This window comes from Sinomonas sp. RB5 (genome assembly GCF_054063535.1).
The window spans coordinates 198,433-220,000 of record NZ_JBSSGJ010000001.1 but is presented as its reverse complement, the minus strand read 5'-3'; the positions used below and the strand labels follow the sequence as shown (position 1 = coordinate 220,000).

At 72.0% G+C, this 21,568-nt stretch carries 17 protein-coding genes; 9 read left to right on the top strand and 8 right to left on the bottom strand.

Translation table 11 applies throughout. The features are described from left to right. Window positions 1-23: 23 nt before the first annotated feature. Window positions 24-2,129 (bottom strand): phosphate acetyltransferase, encoded by a 2,106-nt coding sequence (pta, locus tag ACVWWH_RS01035; RefSeq protein WP_457315304.1) that lies wholly within the window; start codon window positions 2,127-2,129, stop codon window positions 24-26. 170 nt (window positions 2,130-2,299) lie between these two features. Between pta and ACVWWH_RS01030 the strand changes: the two genes are divergently transcribed. The 6 genes from ACVWWH_RS01030 (at window position 2,300) to ACVWWH_RS01005 (ending at window position 8,997) form a co-directional block, all read left to right on the top strand. Next, window positions 2,300-2,761, top strand: coding sequence for a hotdog fold thioesterase (locus ACVWWH_RS01030; protein ID WP_457315303.1), 462 nt, complete (start codon window positions 2,300-2,302; stop codon window positions 2,759-2,761). Between the two features lie 199 nt (window positions 2,762-2,960). After that, entirely contained in the window at window positions 2,961-4,235 is a 1,275-nt protein-coding gene (gene paaK, locus ACVWWH_RS01025) for a phenylacetate--CoA ligase PaaK (RefSeq protein ID WP_084249797.1), read from the top strand. Window positions 4,236-4,301: 66 nt separating this feature from the next. After that, window positions 4,302-4,928 carry a TetR/AcrR family transcriptional regulator gene (locus ACVWWH_RS01020; protein ID WP_457315302.1) on the top strand — a complete coding sequence of 209 codons (627 nt, stop codon included), beginning with the start codon at window positions 4,302-4,304 and terminating at the stop codon, window positions 4,926-4,928. Window positions 4,929-5,083: 155 nt separating this feature from the next. Beyond that, complete coding sequence (locus tag ACVWWH_RS01015) at window positions 5,084-6,787, top strand: phospholipase C (protein WP_457315301.1); 1,704 nt, start codon at window positions 5,084-5,086, stop codon at window positions 6,785-6,787. A gap of 94 nt (window positions 6,788-6,881) precedes the next feature. Then, window positions 6,882-7,706: a DUF427 domain-containing protein gene (locus ACVWWH_RS01010; RefSeq protein ID WP_066499911.1), complete on the top strand. Its 825-nt coding sequence runs from the start codon at window positions 6,882-6,884 to the stop codon at window positions 7,704-7,706. Between the two features lie 154 nt (window positions 7,707-7,860). Further along, the gene (locus tag ACVWWH_RS01005) at window positions 7,861-8,997 is read left to right on the top strand and encodes a PQQ-dependent sugar dehydrogenase (RefSeq protein WP_457315300.1); all 1,137 of its coding nucleotides are present in this window, start codon (window positions 7,861-7,863) and stop codon (window positions 8,995-8,997) included. Window positions 8,998-9,179: 182 nt separating this feature from the next. Here the strand turns inward: ACVWWH_RS01005 and ACVWWH_RS01000 are convergent, their stop codons facing one another. From ACVWWH_RS01000 to ACVWWH_RS00990, 3 genes are read right to left on the bottom strand one after another with little or no spacing between them, the layout of a single operon-like run. Continuing rightward, the gene (locus ACVWWH_RS01000) at window positions 9,180-10,373 is read right to left on the bottom strand and encodes a mannitol-1-phosphate 5-dehydrogenase (RefSeq protein ID WP_457315299.1); all 1,194 of its coding nucleotides are present in this window, start codon (window positions 10,371-10,373) and stop codon (window positions 9,180-9,182) included. Beyond that, window positions 10,370-12,385: a PTS mannitol transporter subunit IICBA gene (locus ACVWWH_RS00995; protein WP_066499918.1), complete on the bottom strand. Its 2,016-nt coding sequence runs from the start codon at window positions 12,383-12,385 to the stop codon at window positions 10,370-10,372. The genes ACVWWH_RS01000 and ACVWWH_RS00995 overlap by 4 nt, the downstream gene beginning before the upstream one ends. A gap of 51 nt (window positions 12,386-12,436) precedes the next feature. Beyond that, window positions 12,437-13,303 carry a TetR/AcrR family transcriptional regulator gene (locus ACVWWH_RS00990; protein WP_084249586.1) on the bottom strand — a complete coding sequence of 289 codons (867 nt, stop codon included), beginning with the start codon at window positions 13,301-13,303 and terminating at the stop codon, window positions 12,437-12,439. An 82-nt stretch (window positions 13,304-13,385) separates the two neighbouring features. On the opposite strand from ACVWWH_RS00990, the gene ACVWWH_RS00985 reads away from it, so the two are divergent. The 3 genes from ACVWWH_RS00985 to ACVWWH_RS00975 are packed head-to-tail and all read left to right on the top strand — an operon-like array spanning window position 13,386 to window position 17,255. Next, window positions 13,386-13,691, top strand: coding sequence for a hypothetical protein (locus ACVWWH_RS00985; RefSeq protein WP_457315298.1), 306 nt, complete (start codon window positions 13,386-13,388; stop codon window positions 13,689-13,691). A gap of 12 nt (window positions 13,692-13,703) precedes the next feature. Beyond that, window positions 13,704-14,765, top strand: a complete 1,062-nt coding sequence (locus tag ACVWWH_RS00980) for a lactonase family protein (protein ID WP_457315297.1) — start codon at window positions 13,704-13,706, stop codon at window positions 14,763-14,765. Between the two features lie 9 nt (window positions 14,766-14,774). Further along, window positions 14,775-17,255, top strand: a complete 2,481-nt coding sequence (locus tag ACVWWH_RS00975) for an HAD-IC family P-type ATPase (RefSeq protein ID WP_457315296.1) — start codon at window positions 14,775-14,777, stop codon at window positions 17,253-17,255. 27 nt (window positions 17,256-17,282) lie between these two features. On the opposite strand, the gene ACVWWH_RS00970 is transcribed toward ACVWWH_RS00975, so the two are convergent. From ACVWWH_RS00970 to ACVWWH_RS00955, 4 genes are all read right to left on the bottom strand, one after another. Then, the gene (locus ACVWWH_RS00970; protein WP_457315295.1) at window positions 17,283-18,275 is read right to left on the bottom strand and encodes a 2-hydroxyacid dehydrogenase; all 993 of its coding nucleotides are present in this window, start codon (window positions 18,273-18,275) and stop codon (window positions 17,283-17,285) included. Next, window positions 18,272-19,231 carry a beta/alpha barrel domain-containing protein gene (locus tag ACVWWH_RS00965; protein ID WP_066499937.1) on the bottom strand — a complete coding sequence of 320 codons (960 nt, stop codon included), beginning with the start codon at window positions 19,229-19,231 and terminating at the stop codon, window positions 18,272-18,274. The genes ACVWWH_RS00970 and ACVWWH_RS00965 overlap by 4 nt, the downstream gene beginning before the upstream one ends. Continuing rightward, complete coding sequence (locus tag ACVWWH_RS00960) at window positions 19,228-20,475, bottom strand: CaiB/BaiF CoA transferase family protein (RefSeq protein ID WP_457315294.1); 1,248 nt, start codon at window positions 20,473-20,475, stop codon at window positions 19,228-19,230. The genes ACVWWH_RS00965 and ACVWWH_RS00960 overlap by 4 nt, the downstream gene beginning before the upstream one ends. 105 nt (window positions 20,476-20,580) lie before the next feature. Next, window positions 20,581-21,444, bottom strand: coding sequence for an IclR family transcriptional regulator (locus tag ACVWWH_RS00955; RefSeq protein WP_229710742.1), 864 nt, complete (start codon window positions 21,442-21,444; stop codon window positions 20,581-20,583). Between the last annotated feature and the right edge of the window lie 124 nt (window positions 21,445-21,568).

Genomic DNA, 21,568 nt, shown 5'->3' with positions numbered 1-21,568 from the left:
GACCGGGCGGACCGGGACTGGGGCTAGACGGCCTGGGCGGCGGGCTGGGCGGCGGCGCGGACGCTCTGGGCCTGGATGGCGGTGATGGCGACGGTGTTGACGATGTCCTCGACGGTGCAGCCGCGGGAGAGGTCGTTGACCGGCTTGCGCAGCCCCTGCAGGACGGGGCCGACGGCGACGGCCCCGGAGGACTGCTGGACCGCCTTGTAGGTGTTGTTGCCCGTGTTCAGGTCCGGGAAGATGAACACGGTCGCCTGCCCGGCGACGTCGGACCCGGGCAGCTTCGAGGCCGCGATGGAGGCGTCCACGGCGGCGTCGTACTGGATGGGCCCCTCCACGGCCAGGTCCGGGCGGTGGGCGCGGACCAGCTCGGTGGCGCGGCGGACCTTGTCCACGGCCTCCCCCGACCCCGAGAGCCCGGTCGAGTAGGAGAGCATCGCCACCCTCGGCTCGACGCCGAACTCGGCGGCCGTCTCCGCCGACGCCAGCGCGATGTCCGCGAGCTGCTCCTCGTTCGGCTCCGGGTTCACGGCGCAGTCCCCGTAGACGAGCACGCGGTCCGCCATGAGCATGAGGAACACCGAGGAGACGATCTTGACGCCGGGCTTGGTCTTGACGAATTCCAGCGCCGGCCGGATGGTGTGGGCTGTCGTGTGCGCGGCGCCGGAGACCATGCCGTCCATGATCCCGAGCTGGACCATCATGGTGCCGAAGTAGCTCACATCGAGCATGACCTCGAGGGCCTTGGCGAGGTCGACGCCGCGGTGGGCGCGCAGCCGTGCGTACTCCTCGGCGAACCGCTCGCGCAGCGGCGACGAGGCCGGGTCCACCACGTCGATGCCCTCGAGCGGGACGCCGTTGGCGGCCGCGATCTCCCGGACCTGGCTCTCGTTGCCCAGGAGCGTCAGGTCGCACACGTCGCGGCGGTGGAGGATGTCCGCCGCCCGCAGGATGCGCACGTCCGTGCCCTCGGGCAGCACGATCCGCGTGCGCTGCGCGCGTGCCCGTCCGATGAGCTCGTGCAGGAAGCGCAGGGGCGTCATCGTGTCGGGGCGGGGCAGGTTGAGCCGTTCGACGAGCTCGTCGTCGTCCACGTGCCGGGCCCACGCCCCCAGGGCGGAGGCGACCTTGCGGCGGTGGCCTGTCCAGATCTCGCTGCGGACCTCGGAGACGGCGCGGGCGGCGTGGTAGGTGTCGCCCTCGTAGGCGAAGACCGGGAAGGGGGCCTGCGCGAGCAGCGGCAGGATGTGCGCATCCGGTGCGAGGCCGCCGGTGAGGATCATCGCCGCCGGCACGGGGAACTCGGGGGAGAACGTCGAGGCGAGGGCACCGACCATGACGTCGGCGCGGTCGCCGGGGACGATCACCAGGTCGCCGTTCTCGAGCGCGCCGATGAAGTTCGCCACGCTCATGGCCGCAACCTTCACGCCGCTGACCTCACGCTCCATGTCGGCGCTCCCGGCGATCTGCCGCAGCGCGAGCGCCCCCGAGACTTCCCCGGTGGTGGGCCGGGAGATCTCAGCGAGCTCGGGCAGCACGTATACCGGCCGGTGGGAGACCCCGGGCCGGATGGCGGCCCTGATCGCGTCCATCGCCTCGGGGTCGGCGCGGTTGACCATCATCACGAGGAGGCTGCAGCGGGCGGCATACAGCTCCTTGCGTGCCACGTCGACGGCGTCGGCGATCTCCTCCGGGGTGCGGTCCCGGCCGCTCACGACGGCGAGCATGGGGCAGCCGAGGTCATTGGAGAGGCGGGCGTTGAGGGCGAACTCGACAGCCGAGTCCTGCCCGGTCAGGTCGGTGCCCTCGACGATCACGATGTCCACACGGGCGGCGATCTCCGCGAAGACCTCGACGCAGCGCGCGTCGATCTCCTCGCGCTGGCCCTCGGCGAGGAGCCGACGGACCTCGCGGGCGGAGAGCCCGCCGCGGCACACCGCCGGGTCGAGGCCGAACCGCGAGCGCATGAGGGCCACCATGGGGTCGTCGTCCGGCTGCTCGGCCATCGCCACCGGCTTGAAGAATCCGATGCTCCCCGTGCGCGCGTGGAGGGCCTCGGCCACCCCGAGGGCGATGAGCGACTTCCCCGAGCCCGGGGTGGTGGCGCTGACGTAGATGCCTCGTGACATGTGGGCTCCTGTTCGGGTGCCGCCGGCCTGGTCAGGACCAGTCTTGCAGGTCGTCGGCACCCGCGCCCTGCCCCTCGGCGGCGGGTCTCGGGCGGTGTGCTCCTTGACACGTCCGGGGGTCATGGGATTACCTAATGAACATTCGGTAAAGAATTGCGAGAAGGTGCCCCATGAGCGAAGCTGCTCCCGCCCACACGCTGGCCCACCCGATCCTCACGGACGACTACGCGACGGAATGGATGGGCCTGTCGGTCCTCGACCTCGGGGACGGCACGGCCACCGTGTCCACGACACTGCGGCGGGAGATGCTCAACGGCTTCGGCATCGCCCACGGCGGGATGCTCTTCGCCATCGCCGACTCTGCCTTCGCCCTCGCGTGCAACCCGCACACGCCCGAGGAGGGCCACAACACCATCACGGTCGCCGCCGGCGTCGACGTGAACTTCCTCGCCCCCGCCCACGAGGGCGAGCTCATCACGGCCGTCGCCGCCCGCCGGGCCAACGCCGGCCGCAGCGGCCTCTACGACATCCAGGTCTTCGCCTCCCCCCCGGACACCCCCCACACGGCGGAGGCCCCCGGCCGCCTCGTGGTCGAGTTCCGCGGCCGGTCCCGGACCATCCCCCAGCGCTAGCCGGGCCGCTCGGCCCGGCGGCAGAGCACGACGGCGCGTGGCCGCCGTCGTGCGCCGCGGACCGCCGCTCCCCCCGCACCGACCCCGCCCCTCCCCAGCCGACAACGAAGTGAGCACCGCAGTGACCCAGACCGCATCCGCCCCCGAGACACCCACCGCCTCAGCCTTCGGCCCCGCCGTCCTCGACGCCGAGGAGACGATGAGCCGCGACGAGATCGAGGCCCTGCAGCTGACCCGCCTCAAGGAGACGGTCAAGTACGCCTACGAGCGCGTGCCCCACTACACGCGCAAGTTCGACGAGGCCGGGGTCCGCCCCGAGGACCTCAAGGAGCTCGACGACCTCGCCAAGTTCCCGTACACCACGAAGGAGGACCTCCGCGAGGAGTACCCGTTCGGCATGTTCGCCGTGCCGATGAACCAGGTCACCCGCATCCACGCCTCCTCCGGCACCACGGGCCGCCCCACCGTGGTCGGGTACACGAAGCAGGACCTCGACACCTGGGCCACGATCGTGGCGCGCTGCTTCCGCGCGGCCGGCGTGCGCCCCGGGATGAAGGTCCACAACGCCTACGGCTACGGCCTCTTCACCGGCGGCCTCGGCGCGCACTCGGGCATCGAGAAGCTCGGCGCCACGGTCATCCCGATGTCCGGCGGCCAGACGGAGAAGCAGATCCAGCTCATCGAGGACTTCGCCCCGGACGCCATCTGCTGCACGCCGACCTACCTGCTCACCATCGGCGACGCGATGCTGCACAAGGGCCTCGACCCCCGCAAGACCTCGCTCAAGTACGCCGTGCTCGGCGCCGAGCCGTGGACCAACGAGATGCGCGCCGAGCTCGAGGAGATGTTCGGCCTCAAGGCCTCGGACATCTACGGCCTCTCCGAGGTCATGGGCCCCGGCGTGGCGGGCGAGTCCGTCGAGACCCAGGACGGCTCGCACATCTGGGAGGACCACTTCCGCCCGGAGATCGTGGACCCGTTCGACCTGACGAAGACCAAGGCCGACGGCGAGACGGGCGAGCTCGTCTTCACGTCCCTGACCAAGCAGGCCCTGCCGATCATCCGGTACCGCACCAAGGACCTCTCCACCCTGCTGCCGGGCACCGCCCGGCCGGGGCACCGCCGCATGGGGCGCATCTCGGGCCGCACGGACGACATGATCATCCTGCGCGGGGTGAACCTGTTCCCCTCGCAGATCGAGGAGATCGCCCTGCGCATCCCGGAGCTGAGCCCGCACTTCCAGCTCGTCCTGACCCGCCCCGAGGGCCGCCGCATGGACGAGCTCACCGTCAGGATCGAGCCGCGCGACGGCACCACGCCCGAGCAGCGCGACGCGGCCGGCGCAACGCTGCGCCAGCAGATCAAGATCCACATCGGCTCCTCGTGCCGGATCGACGTCGTGGAGCCCGGCTCGCTCGAGCGCTCCAACGGCAAGCTCCGCCGCATCTACGACCTGCGCGAGAAGCAGGCCTGAGCCACACCGCCCGACGGGGCCGCCGGTTCAGCCGGCGGCCCCGTTCCCTTCCCTAGACTGGATCCCATGCCTTCAGCACCTGCCGCCGCCTCCGGCGCCTCCTCCACGGGCCGCCGGGGCCGCCCCGGCTACGACCAGCAGACGGTGCTCAACGTCGCCGTGGAGGTCTTCAACCGGCACGGCTACGACGCGACGAGCATGGGCATCCTCGCGGAGAACCTGGGCATCTCCAAGTCCGCGATCTACCACCACGTCCCCTCGAAGGAGGACCTCCTCTCCCTCGCGCTCGAGCAGGCCCTCGGCGGGCTGGAGTCCGTGTGGGAGGCCCCGGAGTCGCAGTCGGGCCGGGCCGAGGAACGCCTCGAGTTCGTGGTCCGCTCGACCGTGCGCGTGCTCACGGAGCGGCTGCCGTTCGTGACGCTCCTGCTGCGCCTGCGCGGGAACACGGAGACCGAGCGGGCCGCCCTCGAGCGGCGCCGCAGCTTCGACCGCAAGGTCGCCGAGCTCATCGCCGAGGCCCGGGCGGAGGGGAGCATCCGCACGGACATCGATCCGCGCACGGCGTCCCGCCTGCTGTTCGGCACGATCAACTCGATCGTCGAGTGGTACCGCCCCGGCGGGGCGCTCACCCCCGCGAAGCTGGCCGACGACGTCGTGGCCGTGCTCTTCGACGGGCTGCACACCCGCAGCTGACGCGGCCCCTCGCCCGGCAGGGGTGAACACTTGCTGAACTGATGGGGAAGCCCGGGCGAAACCGGGAACTTCCGACGGAGGCCGGCCCTAAGGTCGGTGCGGGAACCACCCGCACCGCCAGGGGACCACCATCCACCGTGAGAAAGTCACAGCCCATGCCCAAGTTCAGCATCCGCGCCGCGGCAGCGACGAGCGCAGTGGCGCTCGCCGCCGCAGCGGCGGGAGGCGTCGCCGCCGCCCTGCCCGCCCAGGCCGCGTCCACGACCACCACGCCCATCAAGCACGTCGTCGTCATCTTCGGGGAGAACGTCTCGTTCGACCACTACTTCGCGACCTACCCGAAGGCCGCCAACGCCCCCGGCGAGAAGGTCCAGGGAACCGGCGCCCCGGCGTCGTCCTTCACCGCCGCGCCCAGCACGCCGAAGAAGGTCGACACCCTCGCCAGCGCGGGCCTGCTCGCGCCGAACAACCCGAACTCGGTCCAGCCGTTCCGCCTCAGCCCGGCCCAGGCCGGCACTTGCGACCAGGACCACGCCTACAAGCCCGAGCAGCAGGCCTACAACGGCGGCCTCATGGACAAGTTCGTCCAGTACACGAGCACGGACACCTGCGGCGCGCCGCTCTACGGCCGCAACGGCCTGACCATGGGCTACTACGACGGCAACACCGTCACCGGCATGTGGAACTACGCCCAGCACTTCGCGATGAGCGACAACAGCTACGACGACGAGTTCGGCCCGTCGACCCCCGGCGCCCTGAACCTGGTCTCGGGCCAGACGCACGGCGTGGTGAGCGTTGATCCGTTCACCGGGCAGCAGACCGCGGCGCCGGACGCCTACACGGTCAAGTCGCCGAACACCCAGGGTGTGGGCACCGTGACGGGCGACCCCGACCCGGCCTTCGACGACTGCTCGGACAACAGCCACTCCAAGTCCAATGCCCTCGCCGCCATGCAGGGCACCAACGTGGGCGACCTCCTCAGCGCCAAGGGCGTCTCCTGGGGCTGGTTCCAGGGCGGCTTCCGCCCCCAGGGCACCGCGACGATCAAGGGCACCGACTACGCGCAGTGCACCACGAAGCACTCGTCCGTGGCCGGGGTCTCCTCGATCGACTACAGCCCGCACCACGAGCCGTTCCAGTACTACGCCTCCACCGCGAATCCGCACCACGTCGCCCCCGCGAGCGAGGCCGAGATCGGCCACAGCGGCCCGGCGAACCACCAGTACGACATGACCGACTTCGACAAGGTCGTGAATACGGACAGCATGCCCGCGGTCTCCTTCCTCAAGGCCCCGATGTATCAGGACGGGCACGCCGGCTACTCGGACCCGATCGACGAGCAGCAGTTCGTGGTGAACCAGATCAACGCGATCCAGAAGTCGAAGAACTGGGACTCGACCGCCGTGGTCCTCGCCTACGACGACTCCGACGGCTGGTACGACCACGTCGCGGCCCAGGTGAAGAACGCCTCCAACGACCCGGCGAACGACGCCGCGTGGTGCCAGAACGCTGCGGCCGCGGGGACCCCTGTCCTCGGCGGCTACCAGGACCGCTGCGGCCCCGGCCAGCGCCTGCCCCTGCTCGTGGTCTCCCCCTACGCGAAGAGCAACTTCGTGGACCACACCCAGACCCAGCAGTCCTCGATCCTGCGCTTCATCGAGGACAACTGGGGCCTCGGCCAGCTCGGTGACGGGTCCTTCGACGCCACCGCGGGGTCGCTGGGCGGCATGTTCAACTTCAACGCCCCGCCGCGCCGGGACGGCCTGATCCTCGATCCGGCCAGCGGATCGGTGGTCCCGGGCGCGTACTGCGCCGGCAACGAGGGCCAGCACCTCGGCCAGGGCGGCTCCTGCCGCTGACCCCCGACGCTGCCCCACCTGGACGGGGCCCCACGGCGCGCAACGCGCCGGGGGCCCCGTTGCCATCCCGGGCCCCACCGGCCACGCTTGCCCTATGGCCATCAGGATTTCCCGCGAGCTCAAGCGGCTCCTCCCCCAGCTCCGCTACGAGCCCACGCCCAAGCGGCTGCGGGCGCGCCTCGGCGACGTCCTCGTGCTCGACTCGCGGCGCGCCGTCGTGCTCTGGGAGCCGGGGCGGCACCTGCCGCTCCACGCGGTGCCGGCGGACGATGTCGCGGCGCGCCTCGAGCCGCTCCACGCGGCTCCCGCGCCGGTGCCGGAGGCGCCGGAGGCCTCGGGGCCGCCGAGCTCGCCCGACCCGTTCTCAGCCCACACGGCCGACGGCGAGGCGCTCGCCGTCGTCGTCGGCGGGATCAGGCTGCCGGGCGCGGCGTTCCGGCTCGCCGACCCCGACCTCGCCGGCTACGTGGCCTTCGACACGGATGCGTTCGCGTGGTTCGAGGAGGACGAGCCGGTGATCGGCCACGCGCGGGACCCGTTCAGCCGGATCGACATGCGGGCCAGCCGTGCGCACGCCCGCGTCCTGCTCGACGGCGTGGTCCTCGCCGAGTCGAGCGAGACCGTGCGCCTCTTCGAGGGGCAGCTGCCGCCCCGGACCTACTTCCGCCGCGAGGACGTCCACTGGGACCGGCTCGCCGAGGATCCGCTGCGGACGGTCTGCCCCTACAAGGGGGTCGCGGAGTACTGGACGGCGCCCGGCCTGGGCGAGACGCGGCCCGTGGCCTGGAGCTACGGGGCCACGACGCCGAGTTTCCCGGAGATGGCCCAGATCCGCGGCCTGGTCGCCTTCTTCGACGAGCGCGTGGACGTCGAGGTGGACGGCGAACGGACCGCCCGGCCGCGGAGCCCGTGGTCGTGATAATCCGCAGCCTGGATGCAATTTTTTCCCGGATGAACTTGTCTGCGCCCTCCGGGCCTGCCTACACTCGAGAGCGTGACCTGCATCTCAATGGCGCGATGCAGGTTTTTCTCTGCCCTCGTTCGGGAGCCCCTCCTCGGGCCGCCGCTGACCCATGAGATCCGCTGATCGGGGACTGACCCCGCGCCGGGCGTTCCTGGCGCTCGCCCTGGCCGGCGCGGCGTCCGGTGCGGCCGCAGCGCTGGGCGCGTGCACGCCGTCGTCCACCCCACGGCCGTCCGCGGCCGGGAGCGCGGCCGCGCCGACCCCGGGCGCCGCATCGGCCCCGACGGTGGCTGGCACCGTCACCGGCGGACTGGACACCCCGTGGTCCATCGCCTTCCTGCCCGGAGGCTCGGCGCTGGTGTCCGAACGCGGCACCGGCCGCATCCTCGAAGTGCCCGCGGGCGGCGGGGAGCCCCGCGAGGCTGGCCGGATCGCCGTGCGCACCGACACCAGCGAGGGCGGCCTTCTCGGCCTCGAGCTCTCGCCGCGGTTCGCAGACGATTCCACGGTCTTCGCGTACTACACGGCCGCGGGCGGCAACCGGGTCGTGGCGCTGCGCTGGGACGGGCGCTCGGCGGGCGGCGAGCGGGTGCTCGTCGACGGGATCCCCGCCGGGACGTTCCACAACGGCGGCCGGATCAAGGTGGGCCCGGACGGGCTGCTGTACATCGGCACCGGGGACGCGACCCGGCAGCCCAACTCCCAGGACCTCGGCAGCCTGGGCGGGAAGGTCCTGCGCGTGGCGCTCGACGGTTCGCCGGCGCCGGGGAACCCGTTCGGGACCCGGATCTACACCTACGGCCACCGCAACGTCCAGGGCCTCGCCTGGGATTCCGGCGGGCGGCTCTGGGCCAGCGAGCTCGGGCCCGACCGCGACGACGAGCTCAACCTGCTCACGCCGGGCGCGCAGTACGGGTGGCCCAGCGTGACGGGCGCCCGCAGCGTCAACGGCAGCATCCCGGCCGTGCACGTGTGGCCGAACACGGCGGACGCGTCACCGAGCGCTCTCGCCATCGTGGACGACATCGCCTATGTGGCCTGCCTTCGAGGCGAGCGCCTGTGGTGGCTCCCGCTCCCCGCGCCGGGCGCACCGGTGCCGGGCGGCGGGACGCTGCCGGGGGCGGCCGAGTACTTCCGGGGCCAGTACGGCCGGCTCCGGGACGTGGTCCGGGTCCCCGGGCGCCGGGAGCTGTGGATCGCGACGAACGAGGGCAAGGGCTCGCGGATTCTCGCCGTCGCGGTCTAGCACCCCCCCTCCTACCCCGACGCGGGGTAACCTCCCATCCGACGCGAGGTCACCTCTTCACGAACGCGGGGTCACCTCCCGAGGAAGCACTCAAGCTTCTTCGAGAGGTGACCCCATGATGGGAAAGACCTGACCCCGCGATGCGGCAGAGGTGACCCCGCGATGTGGCGAAGGCAGGGCGCTCAGTCGGGCTGGGCGGCCCTGGCCTCCTTGACCCGGGCCGCGACCGCACCATGGAGCGGGTGCGCAGCGGACAGGCCCGTGATCTCCTCCACGAGGGCCTCGTCGGTGGACCCGCCCGCGAGCATGGCCTGGAGGCGCTGGGCCTCCTCGTCGTCGGGCGCGTCGAAGGCGAGGGCAGCGCCCATCGCCTCCAGGAGCGCGTCGGCAGGCATGCCGCGCTCGGCGAGCTCGGCGGCTGGGCCGACGAACCGCTCGTGTCGGGACAGCTTGCGCAGCGGCGCCCGGCCCACGCGCTCCACCGGGTCCGGCAGCTCGGGGTTGGCGAACCGGCCGAGGATCTTCTCGACGTACGCCTGCTGCTGCTCTGGCGCGAAGCCGTACTTCGCCACGAGCAGGGACTTGGTCTCGGCGAGGACCGCCTCGACCTTCGCCCGGACTTCTGGCATCGCGAGCGCATCCGAGATCTTCTCGGCCCCCGCGCGCCGCCCGAAGTACGCCGCGGAGGCGTGCCCGGTGTTGACCGTGAAGAGCTTGCGCTCGATGTACGGGCCGAGCGAGTCGACCCAGGTCACGCCAGGGATGTCCGGCACGTCGTCGCCGAAGGGCCCCTGCTCGATCGCCCATTCGAAGTACGGCTCCACGCGCACGTCGAGGCCGCCGGAGGGGTCCTGGGTCGGCACGATGCGGTCCACCGCGGTGTTGGCGAACACGGCGCGCGCGTCCACGGCCGCGTCGTCGAGCCCCTCCCCCGCCGCCGCGGCGCGGACCTCCGCCTCGAGGATGTCCGTGGCATTGATCGCGTTCTCGCAGGCCATGACGGCGAGCGGGCCCGCGCCGGCGGGACGCGCGGCGATGCCGCGCGCAATCGCCGGTGCGACGAACTTGAGGATGGTCGGGCCGACCGCCGTGGTGACGATCTCGGCCTCCGCGATGCGGTCGACAAGCTCGGCCTCGTTCGTGGCCGAGTTCACCGCCGCGTAGCCGTCCACCACGTGGTCGACGCCGCCCTGGCCCACCTCGTGCACGGTGTACGAGGTGGTGGCGTTGATCGCGTCGATGAGCGGCGCCGCCACGTCGGCGAACACGAGCCGGTAGCCGGCGTTGTGGAGCAGAAGCCCCACGAAGCCGCGGCCGATGTTCCCCGCGCCGAAGTGGACCGCCGCGCCCCGGGACCCTGCCGATGCCTCGCTCACGCGTTCACCTTTCCGAAGATGTCCAGGACCTCGTCGGCAGTCGTCGCGGCCTCGAGTCGGGCCACCTGCTCCTTGTCGCCGAAGACCTTGGCGATCTTGGCGAGAATGCCGAGGTGTTCCTTGCCCTTGCCGGCGATGCCGACGACGAACTTCACCGGCTTGCCCTTCCAGTCGACGGGCTCGTCGTAGCGGACGAACGTCACGGCCGAGGCCTGGATGTGGTCCTTGGCCTCGTTGGTGCCGTGCGGGATGGCCAGGAAGTTGCCCATGTATGTGGAGACCGAGCTCTCGCGCTCGTGCATCGAGGCCACGTAGGCGTCGTCGACGGCGCCCGCCTCCTTGAGCAGCCGGCCGGCCTCGTCGATCGCCCCGGCCATGTCCGCGACGGAGCCCGTGAGGACGATTGATTCGCGGCGCAGCACGTTCGGCGTCTCCGCGTGGCGGTGCGGCACCGGGACGTGGGAGGCCGCGGCCTCGGACTCGGAGGCGGGCTCGGCCTTGGCGGCGACGCCCTCGAACGGCACGTCCTCGGTGGCCTCCTGCTCGTCGAGGAGCGCGACGATCTCGTCGTACTTGGGGCTGCCCATGAAGTTGTCGACCGTGACGATCTGGGCGCTCGGGGTCTTCTGCTCCGCCCTCAGGGCCAGGTCCTGGTGGACCACCACCATGTCGTAGGTGTCCGTGAGGTTCGCGATGGCCTGGTTGACCACTGTGACGTCCTTGTGGCCCGCGGCGCGGATCTTGTTGCGCAGCACCGAGGCACCCATCGCGGAGGAGCCCATGCCGGCGTCGCACGCGAAGACGATCTTCTTGATCTCGGTCACGGTGGCGACTCCGCCGGCAGCACCGCCCCGGAGCATGCTCGAGGCCATGGACTTCTTGCCCTTCATGCCCTCCATCTGGGAGGTGGCCGCGGCCAGATCACCCTCGCCCTTGTCCTTGGACGTCCGCAGGATCACCGAGGCGATGACGAAGGAGACGGCGCTGGCGAGCAGCACCGACAGGATCACGCCGAAGTAGCTGTCCTTCGACGTCTGCGCCAGCACGGCGATGATCGACCCCGGGGCGGCCGGGGCGACGAGCCCGGAATGGGTGACCGCGAGGGTCGCGATGCCGGTCATGCCGCCAGCCATCGTGGCGAGGATGAGGATCGGCTTCATCAGAACGTACGGGAAGTAGATCTCGTGGATGCCGCCGATGAAGTGGATGAGCGCGGCACCGGGGGCCGAGGCCTTGGCCGCGCCGCGGCCGAAGAACATGTAGGCCAGCAGGATCCCGAGGCCGGGGCCGGGGTTGGCTTCGAGCAGGAACAGGATCGACTTGCCCTGCTCGAGGGACTGCTGGGTGCCGAGCGGGGTGAGGACGCCGTGGTTGATGGCGTTGTTGAGGAACAGAACCTTGGCCGGCTCGATGAAGATCGAGGTGAGCGGGAGCAGACCGTTGCTGACGAGGAACTCGACGACCCGGCCCGCCTGCTCAGTGAACCACGTCACGACGGGGCTGATCGCGTAGAACCCGAACAGGGCAAGAATGGCGCCCCAGATGCCGGCGGCGAAGTTGTTGACAAGCATCTCGAAGCCCGGCTTGATCTTGCCGTCCCAGATGGCGTCGATCTTCTTCATCGTCCAGCCGCCCAGGGGGCCCATGATCATGGCGCCGATGAACATCGGGATGCCGGCGCCGATAATCACGCCCATGGTGCCGATGGCCCCGACCACACCGCCGCGGACATCGTAGACGGCCTTGCCGCCGGTGTAGGCGATGAGAAGAGGGAGGAGGTAGGTGATCATCGGTCCGACGAGGCCCACGTAAGGCTTGCCGTCGGGGCCGTTGCCAAAGCCGCCGAGGGCCCCGACGGGGAGCCAGCCCTTCTCGATGAAGAGGGCCGTGATGAGCCCCCAGGCGATGAAGGCGCCGATATTGGGCATGATCATGCCCGAGAGGAACGTGCCGAACTTCTGCACCCCGGCCCGGGCCGTGTGCAGTCGCGACGGCGCTGCTGTGGTCGACATGGTGATCCTGCTTTCTGTTCAGGACGCAGCACGCGGCTGCTGGGATCGGGGTCAGCTCGTCCGGTCAGTCCGGCGTCCGGGCGGCGCGTCGGGCGCGCTCGAGAGCCGGTGGAGCCATTCGAGGAAGAGCTTCATCTCGGTGCCGGACAGCTGGTCCGGGTGCGAGGACTGGAGCGTGGCGTTGAGGGCGATGGCCGCAGCCACGTAGCTGGGCTGCCCGTCCTGGCCGGCCGGCGCTCCCGCGCGGGGGATGTCTACGAGGGTGGGGTCCGTGAGCACCGAGCGCAGGACGGCGTCCCGGGTCTGGACCGAGAGGGCGGAGGCAGACACCGGCCGGCCGGGTCCGTCCGACGACGTGTCCCCGCTGCCCGCGGTGGTGTCCGCGATGAGCATGAGGGTCACACCGATATTGGAGGCGAGGACGGCGCGCGCGGCCTCCACGGGACGGACGGCGAGCTGCCCGGCGACGGCGAGCCTCGTGAGCTCGGCTTCGAGGAGGCGTTCGGCCTCCACGACCACCCCTGGGCGGCGGCTCGGCCCGGCGTTGCCGAACATGAGCAGGTACAGCTGGGCATGGGTGACGCCGAACTGCACGTGCACGTCCCAGAGCCGCTTGACGTCCTCGATGGGCGCGTCCGTGCGCTCGATGCTGCCCTCGCTCCGGATGAACTCCTCGAAGCCGCGCGCGACGACGGCCTCCATGAGGCCGTCCTTGTCCCCGAAGTGGTGGTACAGGGTGGGCGCGGTGACCCCCGCCCTCTCGGTGATCTGGCGGGTGGAGACGGTGTTCCCGTCGGAGGCCGCCACGAGTTCCATGGCTGCCTGGAGGATGCGCTCCCGGGGCGAGGGTGCGGCGGCGCGCTGCTGCAGCTTCTCCGCTGCGGCATCTCCGGCCACCTCGACCGCCCCTTTGCGCATGGCCGCTACGGTAGTCGATATAGCAGCGCTATACAAGGGGCGGCTGTGATCCCCGCCATGCCGCCCTTGCTACCGTGGGCGCATGGACTCCCCCAGCCCCGAGGAGGCGGCGCGCAGGGCCGCCGTCATGCGTCACCACGAGCCGGTGGACGGCGAGGATCCGGGGGTCGGGCCGCCGCCGCCCGCCGTCCCGATCCGCGTGGTGGCGTACGACGCCGCGTGGCCGGCGCAGTTCCACGAGGTCGCCGCCGGGATCCGCGCCGACCCCGCGGAGGTGCCGCAGGTGAACCTGCACGTGTTCGCCCCCGGCTGTCCTGAGGCGGAGCGGCACCGTATGTTCCGCGCCGCGGGGTGGATTGATGACCCGCAGGCCACATCGTCACGCTGAGGAGCACACGCCATGGCCCCCACTTTCGTCTACATCGCCTGCGCCGGCGGCGGCGCCGTCGACACGCTCTCCCTCGACCCGATCTCCGGCCGGCTCGAGCTCGTCTCGCGCGCCAAGGGCCTGCCGAAGGTCACCGCGCTCACCCTCGACCCCGCCGGCACGCTGTACGCCGGCGTGAACGGGGAGCCGCGGCGCACGGTGGCCCTCGCGCTCGACCCCGCGAGCGGCGCGGCCTCGCCCGCCGGCGTGCGCGAGGTCCCTGCCACGACGTGCTTCCTGTCGCTGCGCCCCGACCGCGAGGTGCTCTTCAGCGCGTCGTACCACGAGGGGCTCATGGCGGCCTACGCGGTCCCGGGCCCGGACGGTTCCGCCGGCCCGGTCACCGAGTACCGCTCGGGGCCCAACACCCATTCGGCCGTCCCGAGCCCGGACGGCCGCTTCGTCTACGCGGCATCCCTCGGGGCGGACCGCATCTCGTGGTTCCCGATCGAAACCGGGACCGCCGGCGGCGGGGTGGTCCGGCCTGCCGGCCACGTGGACGCCGCCCCGGGCTCGGGGCCCCGCTTCCTGCGCCACAGCGCGGACGGCCGGCGCGTGTACGTGAGCCACGAGCGCACCGGGACCGTGGACGTGTACGCGCGCGACGCCGGGACGGGCGCCCTCGAGCTGATGCAGCGGACCTCGGCCGTGGAGGGCCTGGACCTGGAGCCCGGGCCGATCCGCTCGCCCCGGACCCCTGACCCGGGCCCCGGCGTGGTGTGGTGCGCAGACCTCCGCCTGACGCCGGACGAGCGGTTCGTGTACGTCACGGAGCGCTCCACGAGCACGATCGCCGCGTTCTCCGTGGCCCACGACGGCCGCCTGTCCTTCCTGCGGCGGACCGAGACCGAGGCGCAGCCGCGCGGGATCGGGATCGACCCCTCGGGCGGCTGGCTCCTGGCGTGCGGGGAGAGGTCCGGCCACGTCACCTCCTACGCCATCGGCCAGGACGGCCGGCTGGACCCCGTGGGGCGGGCCGAGACAGCGGCGGGCCCGCTGTGGATCGAATGCTGGAGGCCCGCACGGGCCGACTAGTGTTGGACCATGGGTGAGGGGACCACTGTCGGGCCACCTGGGGAACGCGCCCCCGCTGCGACCGGCGGGCTGACCGCCGAGGAGGTCGCCGAGCGGGTCGCGTCCGGCGCCACGAACGATGTCCCGACGCGCCCGGGCCGCAGCACGTGGGAGATCGTCCGCGCGAACGTCTTCACCCGCATCAACGCGATCTTCGCGGTGCTCGCGGCGATCATCTTCGCCACCGGCCACCTGCTGGACGGGCTGTTCGCCGGCCTCATCGTGGCCAACTCGATCGTGGGCATCGTCCAGGAGCTGCGCGCCAAGCGCACCCTGGACCGGCTCGCGATCGTGGGACAGGCGCACCCCCACGTGCGCCGGGACGGCACCACCGTGCAGCTGCCGCCGCACGGCATTGTGCTCGACGACGTGATCGAGCTCGGGCCCGGCGACCAGGCCGTCGTAGACGGCGAGGTGCTCTGGGCGCAGGGCCTCGAGCTCGACGAGTCCCTGCTCACCGGCGAGGCCGACCCGATCCCGAAGACTCCGGGCAGCCCTGTCCTCTCCGGCTCCTACGTCTCCGCCGGCACGGGGCTGTACCGGGCCACCAAGGTGGGCCGTGAGGCGTACGCCGCCCAGCTCGAGGCCGAGGCGAGCAAGTTCACCCTGGTCGACTCCGAGCTGCGCAGCGGCATCAATACAATCCTCAAGGTCATCACGTGGCTGCTCGTGCCGGCGGGCCTCCTCTCGGTCTACAACCAGCTCACCGGCCGGCAGGCGCTGCCGGACGCCCTCCGCGGCATGGTCGCGGCCCTCGTGCCCATGGTCCCCGAGGGTCTCATCCTCATGACCACGATCGCGTTCGCCGTGGGAGTGGTGCGGCTCGGGCGGCGCAACTGCCTCGTCAACGAGCTGCCGGCGATCGAGGGGCTGGCCCGCGTGGACGTGGTCTGTGCGGACAAGACCGGCACCCTGACGGAGAACGCGATGGAGCTCGCCGAGGTGCGCGGCCTCGCGCCGGGTGGTGCGGCACCGAGGCACGACGCCGGCCCGCACCTCCCCGAGCATCGGCTCGCCCTCGCGGCCCTCGCCGCCGCGGACCAGCGCCCGAACGCGAGCATGCAGGCCATCCGGGACGCCTTCCCGGACTCCCCCGGCTGGGCGACGGCCCAGACCCTGCCGTTCTCCTCGGCGCGCAAGTACGGCGGCGTCGTGTTCGAGGGCCACGGGGCGTGGCTGCTCGGGGCTCCGGACGTGCTGCTCCCTGCCGGCTCGCCCGCGCGGGCCGAGGCCGAGGAGATCGGGGCGCGGGGGCTGCGGGTGCTCCTGCTGGCCCGCGCGGCGCGGCTCCCCGAGGCGTCCCCCCAGCCGGGAGGCGACGCCGCAGGCGGAACCCGGCCGGGCGGCGTCGTGCGCGGGGTCGAGCCCGAGGCGCTCGTGGTGCTCGAGCAGAAGGTGCGCGAGGACGTGCGCCCCACGCTCGACTACTTCGGGGCGCAGCACGTCACGGTCAAGGTCATCTCCGGCGACAACGCGGCCTCGGTCGGGGCGGTCGCGGGCCAGCTCTCGCTGCCGGGCGCGGAGGCGCCGGTGGACGCGCGGACGCTGCCCGAGGACGGCGAGGCCCTCGCGGATGCAGTCGAGGAGCGGACCGTATTCGGCCGGGTGGGCCCGGCGCAGAAGCGCGCCATGGTCCGGGCCCTGCAGGACCGCGGGCACACCGTGGCCATGACGGGCGACGGCGTCAACGACGTCCTCGCGCTCAAGGACGCGGACATCGGGGTCGCGATGGGCGCCGGCAGCCCGGCGGCACGGGCCGTCGCGCAGATCGTGCTGCTCGACAACCGGTTCGCGACGCTCCCGCACGTGGTCGGCGAGGGGCGGCGCGTGATCGGGAACATCGAGCGGGTCGCGAACCTGTTCCTGACCAAGACGGTGTACTCGGTGCTCCTCGCGCTCCTGGTCGGCGTGCCCGGGCTGATCGGCCTCGAGGCGCTGCCGTACCCGTTCCTGCCCCGCCACGTCACCATCACCGGCTGGTTCACGATCGGCCTGCCGGCGTTCGTCCTCTCGCTCGCGCCGAACCACGACCGCGCGCGCCCCGGCTTCGTCGGGAGGGTCCTGCGGATGGCGATCCCGGCCGGGATGGTCATCGCGGCGGCCTCGTTCACGTCCTACCTGCTGGTCCGCCCCGCGGTGGCCGACGGCGGGACCACCCAGGTGCAGGCGAGCACCTCCGCGCTCATAACGCTCATCGCGATCGCGCTCTGGGTGCTGGCGATCGTCGCCCGGCCCTACGCGTGGTGGAAGGTGCTGCTCGTGGCAGCCATGATGGCCGCCTCCTACGCGATGTTCGCCATGCCGCTCACCCGAGAGCTGTTCGAGCTCGACCCGGGCAATGCCGGGCACACGTGGACGGCGCTGGCCTGCGCGGGCGCCGGAATCGTGCTGGTCGAGCTCGCGTGGTGGGTGGACGGCTGGCTGCGGAGGGTACGGACCACGCGCGCGTAGCGGTCCTGGGCAGCGGGCGCGGGAGGGTCAGGACCACGCCTCGGGGTTGACGGGGTGGTCCGGGGTCCGGCCCTCGGCCATCGCGATGGCGTTCAGGGCGCTGAGCCGGGACATCTCAGCACGGACGGAGACCGTGGCGCTTCCGATGTGCGGCAGCAGGACGGTGTTGGGCAGGTCCGCGAGTCCGGGCGCGAGCCGGGGCTCGTCCTCGAAGACGTCCAGGCCGGCGCCGGCGATCGTCCCGCTGCGCAGGGCCCGCACGAGCGCGGCCTCGTCGACCACGGGCCCGCGGGCCGTGTTGATGAGGATCGCCGAGGGCTTCATGCGCCCCAGGACGTCCGCGTCCACGAGGTGGCGGGTGCCCTCGGTGAGGGGGACGTGGAGGGAGAGGTAGTCGCTCTCGGCGACGAGCCCGTCCCAGGAGACCTTGCGGACCCTACCGGCGAACTCGCCCAGCTCGCTCTCGTCCACCGGACGGTCGGCGGGCGGCCGGGGGGCGAACAGCACCTCCATGCCGAAGGCGAGCGCGCGCCGCGCCGTGGCCCGGGCTATGCGGCCGAATCCGGCGAGTCCTAGCGTGCGTCCGGAGACGTCGGCGCCGAGCATGAGCTCGGGCTCCCACCCGCGGAACCGCCCCTCGCGCACCATCCGGTCCGCCTCGATGACCCGGCGCCCGGTGCCCAGGATCAGCAGCATGGCGATGTCCGCGGTGGCGTCCGTCAGGACCCCGGGCGTGTTGCCGACCATGATTCCGCGCCCGGTCGCGGCCGCGATGTCGATGTTGTTGTAGCCGACCGCGAAGTTGGAGATCCCCTTGACCTTCGCCCGTGCCAGCAGCGGTGCATCGATGCGGTCCCGCAGCTGGGTCAGGACAACGTCGAACTCCCCGCTCGCGCACCGCGCCGCGAGGTCCTCGTAAGTCGGCGGCTCCTCGAGCACGGTCACCTCGGCGGCACCGTCCAGGAGGGAGGGGCCGGGTTCGGGGATCGGGGTGGTGACGAGGATCCTGGACCGGGTCACAGGGCCTCCCGGCACGAGGGCACCCCGTCGCCCGGGATGACCCACTCGAAGGCCTTGGCCTTGGACCGGGCGCCCTGGGCTGCCTTGGAACGGTTCGGCTCGCCGAGCTCGCCCAGGAGCGTCTCCGAGAGTCCGACGACGCCCGCGAAGGCCTCGGGGTCCAGCCAGCCCGGGCGGGTGGCGAAGAGGAGGTCCTCGCTCGAAGTGTTCCCGCTGGCGCCGGGGGCGAACGGGCAGCCGCCGAGGCCGCCGAGCGCCCCGTCGACGACCGCGGCTCCCGCCGCAGCCGCGGCGAGGGAGTTCGCCACGCCCTGTCCCCAGGTGTCGTGCCCGTGGAAGACGATCCGCCGCTGGGGGGTCTCGGCAGCCACCCGCGAGACCAGATCCGCGACCTCGCCGGGGAAGGCCTGGCCGAGGGTGTCGCAGACCACGATGTCCTCGGCGCCGGCCGTGCGGGCGTCCTCGGCGATGCGGAGCACCCGCTCGGGGGCCACCGGCCCCTCGAAGGGGCAGGTGAAGGAGGTGGCGATGCACAGCTGGATGCGTCCCCCAGCGTCCAGGGTGCGGGCAATCGCGTCCGGCATCGTGGCCAGGCTCTGCTCGGTGGTCCGTCCGATGTTCGCCTCGTTGTGCGCGTCCGAGGCGGAGAAGCAGTACTGGATGTTGCGGGCGCCCGCGGCCAGGGCCTTCTCGACGTGCCGCGGAGTGGCGGCCCAGATCCAGCACCTCTCGAGTTCCTCGGCCGTGAGGCCGGCGATGACCTCGAGGGTATTGGCCATGGGCGGCACGAGGTCCGGCCGGGCCATCGAGCCGATCTCGAGCTCGGGCACCCCGAGGCGGAGCAGGTCCCGCGCGAGGCGGACCTTGAACTCGGTCGGGAGCAGCTTGCCGGTCAGCTGGAGGCCGTCCCGCAGCGTCACGTCACGCAGTGTGGTTCGGGTGTGGGGGCTGGTCACAGGAGGGCTCCTTCCCCGGCCGTGACGGCCTGGATCTGCTCGGGGGTCATGCCGAGGATGTCGGTGAGGACTTCGCGGGTGTGCTGGCCTAGGTCGGGGCCGAGGCTGCGGATGGGCAGCGAGGTCCCGCCGATGACGGGGACGATGCCGGGGAAGCCGACGTTCTCGATCACGTCCTCGCCGGTGGAGACGGGCAGGCGCTGGACCATGTTCCGCGCCTTGTACTGCTCGTCGCGGCAGATGTCCGCGGCGGTGTAGATCGGCCCGCTCGGGACCCCGGCCTCCTCGAGGATGGCCAGGGCCTCCGCCTGGGGGTGCTGCGCGGCCCAGTCCCCGATCGCGGCGTCCAGCTCCTCGCGGCGGGCCCAGCGGACCTCGTTGCTGGCCAGCGCCGGGTCCTCGGCGAGGTCCGGCCGCCCGATCACGCGCATGTAGCGCTGGAAGATCGAGTCGCCGTTGCCCGCGACGACGATGCTTGCCCCGTCCTGGCACACGTACGCGTTCGAGGGCGCGATCCCGTCCATCCGGCCGCCGGTGCGCTCGCGCCGGACGCCGAAGGCCTCGTAGTCCGGCACGAGGGACTCCATCATCGACAGCATCGCCTCGTTCAGGGCCACATCGATCACCCGTTCCCCCAGCGGCACACCGGGCTGGGCCGCGCCCCGGCGCACCTCGCGCTGGAACAGGGCCATCACCGAGCCGAAGGCCGCGTACAGGCCGGCGATCGAGTCCCCGATCGAGACGCCCACCCGCACCGGCGGCCGGTCGGGGTCCCCGACCAGCTCCCGGAAGCCCCCGACCGCCTCGGCGACCGCGGCGAACCCGGGCCGCGGCGACAGCGGGCCCGTCTGCCCGAACGCCGAGATGCGCGTGATGACCAGGTCCGGGTTGGCCGCGTTGAGCGCCTCCGGGCCGATCCCCCACTTCTCCAGCGTCCCGGGCCGGAAGTTCTCCAGCAGCACGTCGCAGTGCTTGGCCAGCTCGAGCACGAGCCGGCGGCCCTCCTCGGTCTTCAGGTCCAGCACGACCGACTTCTTGTTCCGGTTGATCGTGCGGTACAGCATGGACGTCGTCCCGGCATGGAGCCGCCAGCTGCGCAGCTCGTCCCCCGTCCGGGGCCGCTCGACCTTGATGACCTCGGCACCGAAGTCGGCCAGCAGCCGCCCCGCCGTCGGCGCAGCGATGTAGTTGCCGAGCTCGAGGACCCGGACCCCGGCCAGCGGGGCGATGGAGTGTTCGCGCATGGTTGCTCCCTCTGGGCAGGCTTCCGTCATCGATGAGGGTCGATGCCTTTCACCTACATTATGGGCTCTTACCCACAAAGTGGGCAAGAGCCGGCGCGCCCGAGGCTATCGGGGAAGGCGGCCGCCGATGAGGCGCGTGGCCTGCTCGGCCGCCGCCACGAGGGGCTCGATCCAGGCCTGGCACTTCTCGGCCGTGACCCTCAGCGAGGGGCCGCTCACACTCAAGGCCCCGGCGAGGTCGCCCATCGACGTGAAGACGGGGGCAGCCAGGCCGGTGGCGCCCTCATCGCGTTCGTCGGAGGTGATCGCGTAGCCGTCCCGCCGCGTCTGGTCGACATCGGAGCGCAGCCGGTCCGGGTCGGTGATCGTGTGCTCGGTGAGCCGCTCGAGGGTCGAGGAGAGCACGGCCGCCTCCGCGTCGGGATTCCAGGCCAGCAGGACGCGTCCGGCCGAGCCGGCATGCAGGGGCAGGAGCTTGCCCACGTGCATCTCGCGGCGCAGGGCGTGCCGGGTCTCGGCCATGGCCACGCAGACTCGCACGTTCTCCTCGAGCCGGAACAGCGTGACGGTCTCCCCCGTGAGGTCCCTGAGCCCCTCGAGGACGGGCTTGATGATCTCGAGCTCGTCGAGTCCCCGCGTCGCGGGCGCGGCCCAGTAGGCGAACTTCACCCCGATGCGCACCCGGTCGCCCTCGCGGTCCAGGAACTCCTCCGCGACGAGGTTCGCCACGAGCCGCTGGACGGTCGAGGTCGGGTACCCGGTGGCGGCCCGGATTTCCGAGAGGGTCAGCGCCGGGCGCGAGAGGGTGAAGGAGTCCAGGATGCCCCGGATCTTCCCCAGGACGAGCAGAGGCTTGACCCCGCTGGAGAGTTCGCGGGCGCCGTCCCGGCGCGCCACCGGGGCGGCCAGCTCCTCGTCGTCCCAGCCCTCCGGGCCCGATGCACTCGCTGCTGGCCTCTGCGCGTTCACTGCGGCCCCTCCCGTGGGTCGATGCGGCTCCTGAAGCGCGAGTCTAGGCCGCCGCGGACGGAGCAGCGATTCGGCGGACGCGCCGACCCTACCCATCAGATGTGACGTGGGCTATATTCAGGGG

Coding starts and splice junctions, on each gene's coding strand:
- ACVWWH_RS00995 (WP_066499918.1), bottom strand. CDS start 12,385: ATGTCGACCACAGCAGCGCCGTCGCGACTGCACACGGCCCGGGCCGGG.
- ACVWWH_RS01020 (WP_457315302.1), top strand. CDS start 4,302: ATGCCTTCAGCACCTGCCGCCGCCTCCGGCGCCTCCTCCACGGGCCGC.
- ACVWWH_RS00985 (WP_457315298.1), top strand. CDS start 13,386: ATGGACTCCCCCAGCCCCGAGGAGGCGGCGCGCAGGGCCGCCGTCATG.
- ACVWWH_RS01030 (WP_457315303.1), top strand. CDS start 2,300: ATGAGCGAAGCTGCTCCCGCCCACACGCTGGCCCACCCGATCCTCACG.
- ACVWWH_RS00975 (WP_457315296.1), top strand. CDS start 14,775: ATGGGTGAGGGGACCACTGTCGGGCCACCTGGGGAACGCGCCCCCGCT.
- ACVWWH_RS01015 (WP_457315301.1), top strand. CDS start 5,084: ATGCCCAAGTTCAGCATCCGCGCCGCGGCAGCGACGAGCGCAGTGGCG.
- ACVWWH_RS01005 (WP_457315300.1), top strand. CDS start 7,861: ATGAGATCCGCTGATCGGGGACTGACCCCGCGCCGGGCGTTCCTGGCG.
- pta (WP_457315304.1), bottom strand. CDS start 2,129: ATGTCACGAGGCATCTACGTCAGCGCCACCACCCCGGGCTCGGGGAAG.
- ACVWWH_RS01010 (WP_066499911.1), top strand. CDS start 6,882: ATGGCCATCAGGATTTCCCGCGAGCTCAAGCGGCTCCTCCCCCAGCTC.
- ACVWWH_RS00990 (WP_084249586.1), bottom strand. CDS start 13,303: ATGCGCAAAGGGGCGGTCGAGGTGGCCGGAGATGCCGCAGCGGAGAAG.
- paaK (WP_084249797.1), top strand. CDS start 2,961: ATGAGCCGCGACGAGATCGAGGCCCTGCAGCTGACCCGCCTCAAGGAG.
- ACVWWH_RS00980 (WP_457315297.1), top strand. CDS start 13,704: ATGGCCCCCACTTTCGTCTACATCGCCTGCGCCGGCGGCGGCGCCGTC.
- ACVWWH_RS00960 (WP_457315294.1), bottom strand. CDS start 20,475: ATGCGCGAACACTCCATCGCCCCGCTGGCCGGGGTCCGGGTCCTCGAG.